Source organism: Paenibacillus albiflavus (assembly GCF_004344915.1).
Lineage (GTDB): Bacteria > Bacillota > Bacilli > Paenibacillales > NBRC-103111 > Paenibacillus_AM > Paenibacillus_AM albiflavus.
On record NZ_SKFG01000060.1, the window covers coordinates 1 to 4,181 of the forward strand.

Here is a 4,181-nt window from a genome sequence, read left to right on the forward strand (position 1 = left end):
TAATCTCATTTATTTCTTCACTCGTTGTTCAGTTTTCAAAGGACAATTTCTTTCGTTTCTATCATCTCGTTACTTGCGAGACAACTTTTATATCATATCACTTGGTTCGTGTTTTTGTCAAGAACTTTTTAATTTCTTTTTTTCAAGGAGTCAATCGATTATCGATTGTTTCCTTCAAACATCAGCACGTCTACCGAAGTGACAAGGAGTATCATATCAAATACTAGAGTCTAGCGCAACCCTTTTTATCGTTCCAATTTTATACAAATGAGATTTTATTAATTAATAGATTATAACAGATGAATCCGTTCCAGGGAGAACAATTGGTTCTTGAGCCTCCTCGACCCGAAAATGTTTGGCTTCATACCAAATTGCTGCTTTCATTGACATCTCTACTCTCAGACTCGATTTATATTAATCTACTATGATCCGATCACCTTTACTATTCGGTTGAGAAATTACCACAAATTCAATTTCATCGTTTGTCTTATTCATCATTTGATGCGGTACCAGAGGTAAGACATCAATTCCCTCTTGCCCATTTAGAACAACCACTTTATCATCAATTTCCATAGTTGCTGTGCCTGATAAGACGAAGAAAAATTGCCGAGCATGTTGATGATAATGCCTTACTTCCTCAGTATGTGCTGGCATTCTTTCATGAATAATACTTAAATTTTGACCTTTAACTAAATGCCAGCCATCGCAATTGTCTCCCCAAATATAATGTTCAGCACTCTGTTTGCTTATTTTCATATTTATATCTCCCGTCATTAGCAATTCACGGCATAGCCGTTCATTCTAATCGTATACGGCCCCGGTCCGAAATCAATGTTGCGCTCTATATCGACAATCACTCTATCACCTGAAAAATAGAACTTAAATGTATCTTTGTATGGTGCGTCAGTTCGATACAAAGTCATTTCATATGTATCATTCTCTCTCCATAAGCCGAACGCAGCAATGGGTCTTATCTCTCCTTGTAATGACGCCATACCCCTTATCCATCCCTCACTACCGCAATGGATATGATGCTCTCCAAGCATGTCCTTCCAACAAACAATAGCAGATATAGATGCATCGGAAAGAATAGGCGTCAAGGAGAACTCTGTCCAACCAAGAGGGTTATCCTCGAACTTGTAAAGTGCTGCGAGTTTTGCCTCTACAGGGAGAGATGATCCAGCAGCTAACGGCAATGGCAGTGCGAGCTTGCTCCAACGGTTCCTCTCTTTCTCGACTAGTTGAAGATCGATTGTTTCATCAGTAGTTCCTTTTTGCAGAGTAGGTAATAAATGCTCCCATACAAGATCCACAATCACTTGCATATCGGTCAGTCCACCCGTTGCTGCCAATACCACTTCTTGCTCCGGCAATACGATACAGTATTGACCAAAAGCACCATCACCCCGATAAGCGCCGTGACGGCATCGCCAGAATTGATACCCGTAGCCCTCTGACCAATCAGGTGGCCCTCCGTTCTCGTTCGAAATTTGCTTAGCTGTCGCTTCCGCTACCCATGCCTCAGGGACAAGCTGAACACCCTTCCATCTGCCCCTTTGCAAATAAAGCTGGCCAAACTTTGCAATGTCTTCCGTTTTTAGCCGAAGCCCCCATCCACCAGCATTGCGCCCCATAGGACAGCTTTCCCAATAGGGTCTTTCGATGCCAAGCGGCTGAAACAGCCTAGGTTCCAAATAATCCAAAAGCGTCTGTCCAGTCACTGTCTGCATGATGGCGGACAGCATGTAGCTGACTCCACTGCTATATAGAAATCGAACTCCTGGCTCAACAATCGGCTCCGTGTGCAAAAAAGCCTGTACCCAGTCCCCATCCTCAGCCGCCAGCATGATTTTCTTCGGATCTTCCCCATGCCCTGAGGACATCGTTAGCAAATGACGAACTGTCAATGTGGAGTAACGCTGTTCGACTGCTTCATCTATTTTTTCAGAAAAAAAAGAAAGGACACGGTCATCGAGTGCTAGCAAACCTTCCTCGATCGCCATTCCGACTGCCGTGGACGTAAAACTTTTACTTAATGAGAACGCCATGTGAGCTTGCTCCGGTTCATAGGGAGCCCACCATCCTTCCGCAGCTACGGCACCTTTGCGCAGCAGCATGAAGCTATGTAGCTCCTGACCGCTCCTCTCAACCCCTTCGACCCACGCAGCGATGGCGCTTGAGCGAATGCCCAGTTGTTCTGGCACTAATCTCGGCAATCTATTTGTTTGGTGCATGTTCTCTCTCCCTTTTCTAGAATTGATTCCGTTTATGTAGAAATTCGAGCGATAATTTTTCAGGTGATATGAGGGTACTTATATTAAATGGAACCACTTACCATATTATGTTTCTCCTTCATTATACAGTGCCGAACTATGTCGATAAAGTCTATATACTGTCTATAAGCATAGGGAGTTAAATTTCAATACAATGAATAAAAAGACGCCTTAAGGCGTCTCGACTATATGGGATTAGCTTATTTAAAACCCGATATCTTTCCCACGATCTTCAAGCTTCCTTGCCGTTGGGCTTTTCTCGACTCCTTCATGATCTTTGAACGTCCCCATGACATAGTCAAACCCTGGGTGCGTCACACCATACCAATAGTTTTCATTTTTGTAATGATGCCATTTATGAACTTTCTTCATCCACTTCCCCCACGATGTTAACGGCTGTACAGGGCGATGAGCAATATAGTGTGTCCATTCATACAACAGGAAAAACAACATAACGCCAGAAACAAAGGCATTGGTTATCATCAGGCTAGTTGTAAACGCATACACAATTCCGCTCGTAATAATCATTAGCGGAAGACTGTACCATAATGGCAGAAAGAGCAAATGTAGATCATCAGGACTTGCATGATGGTCATAATGCAGACGCTTCAGCATTTTGAGCATAAACGGATTTCTTGGGGCCTTCAAGTGAAATAGAAATCGATGTGTAAAGTACTCATTGAGGCTAAATCCGAGCATTCCGAGGGGAACTGCCAGCCATACTGTAGCATGGTCAGCATAAATAATCGTAAAGCATACACTTATCAAGCATAACAAGCTCATAACTACGATGTCCGGAAACGTCAGAAATTCTTTCACATATTTCATTTTCACGTTTATTCCTCCATTTTCGTTCTATAATTGAATGCTATACGTCTTATACCCCTTCTTGATGTTGTACGATATTCTCCAAGGCCGTTAAATTTCCCTTCTTCCATTAATCATTTAAAATCATGGGATGGGCTCTTTGCATCTCTACCCACGTTCTCTTCAAACGGTGATGCACTGCGCGGATCGTTGAACGACTTGATTTTTTATTACATCTTTATTTATGCGGAGTTTTCACATATTACATTCTATGTTGTAAATAAGCGGTGATTGCTGTGATCATTAGGTTATGCTGCAGATAATCGAGAGTTGTACTATGGGGTTGGGGTGTTCTATCATGAGGCTGCTGCAGATAGATATTCGAGAGTTCTGGTACGAAGTCGGAATAGCGGACTTTGAGGTGCTTATTTGGGCAGAATGGAGGGAATTCGTGAAAATAGCGGATTATCAGGTACCTATTTCGGCTGTATCGATCTCAATATAGTTGTTTTGCGTGAAATAAGTACCTCTTAATCCACTATTGATGCGAACGCTCGGGTTTTCAAGTAAATAAGCACTCCAAAATCCGTTATTATGAAGTGCACAAAAAATCGCCATCATCAGGTGAGAGTTGTATCAAGTAGTTGGGAATTAGCGGACTTTGAGGTACTTATTTGAATAGATAAGGAGGGATTTGTGAAAATAGCGGATTTTCAAGAGCCTATTTCGGCTGAATCGATCTCAATATAGTTGTTTTGACTAAAATAAGCACTTCAAAATCCGTTATTTTGGAATGCACAAAAAAACAAGCCACCATTCATAAAGAACAGTGGCTTGTAGTTGCTTGGCAACGTCCTACTCTCCCAGGATCCTTCGATCCAAGTACCATCGGCGCTGGAAGGCTTAACGGTCGTGTTCGGGATGGGTACGCGTGGTTCCCTTCCGCCATCGTCACCAAACATGCATTTGTGAACAAATGCGGTTCTTACAAGGTATTGTACCTTGAAAACTAGAAGCGAATTGAAAGTAATTCTTAGTATATCATCCATATTGGTTAAGCCCTCGACCTATTAGTACTTGTCAGCTCCACACATTGCTGCG

4 protein-coding genes and 1 rRNA gene are annotated in these 4,181 nt (G+C 42.3%); 1 reads left to right on the top strand and 4 read right to left on the bottom strand.

All coding sequences use genetic code 11. From position 1 onward, the window contains the following. Window positions 1-414: 414 nt before the first annotated feature. The 3 genes from E0485_RS24215 to E0485_RS24225 all read right to left on the bottom strand — a co-directional run bounded on the left by E0485_RS24215 (window position 415) and on the right by E0485_RS24225 (window position 3,107). Window positions 415-756, bottom strand: a complete 342-nt coding sequence (locus E0485_RS24215) for a cupin domain-containing protein (protein WP_132420602.1) — start codon at window positions 754-756, stop codon at window positions 415-417. Between the two features lie 17 nt (window positions 757-773). Then, complete coding sequence (locus tag E0485_RS24220) at window positions 774-2,234, bottom strand: serine hydrolase domain-containing protein (protein ID WP_132420604.1); 1,461 nt, start codon at window positions 2,232-2,234, stop codon at window positions 774-776. Between the two features lie 243 nt (window positions 2,235-2,477). Next, the gene (locus tag E0485_RS24225; protein ID WP_132420606.1) at window positions 2,478-3,107 is read right to left on the bottom strand and encodes a sterol desaturase family protein; all 630 of its coding nucleotides are present in this window, start codon (window positions 3,105-3,107) and stop codon (window positions 2,478-2,480) included. A gap of 331 nt (window positions 3,108-3,438) precedes the next feature. Here E0485_RS24225 and E0485_RS25275 point away from each other — a divergent pair, with 331 nt between their 5' ends. Continuing rightward, window positions 3,439-3,585, top strand: coding sequence for a hypothetical protein (locus E0485_RS25275; protein ID WP_165921287.1), 147 nt, complete (start codon window positions 3,439-3,441; stop codon window positions 3,583-3,585). 337 nt (window positions 3,586-3,922) lie between these two features. Here E0485_RS25275 and rrf read toward each other — a convergent pair. Continuing rightward, window positions 3,923-4,039: ribosomal RNA gene (rrf, locus tag E0485_RS24230) — 5S ribosomal RNA — on the bottom strand. Window positions 4,040-4,181: the final 142 nt, after the last annotated feature.

Coding starts and splice junctions, on each gene's coding strand:
- E0485_RS25275 (WP_165921287.1), top strand. CDS start 3,439: ATGAGGCTGCTGCAGATAGATATTCGAGAGTTCTGGTACGAAGTCGGA.
- E0485_RS24215 (WP_132420602.1), bottom strand. CDS start 756: ATGAAAATAAGCAAACAGAGTGCTGAACATTATATTTGGGGAGACAAT.
- E0485_RS24220 (WP_132420604.1), bottom strand. CDS start 2,234: ATGCACCAAACAAATAGATTGCCGAGATTAGTGCCAGAACAACTGGGC.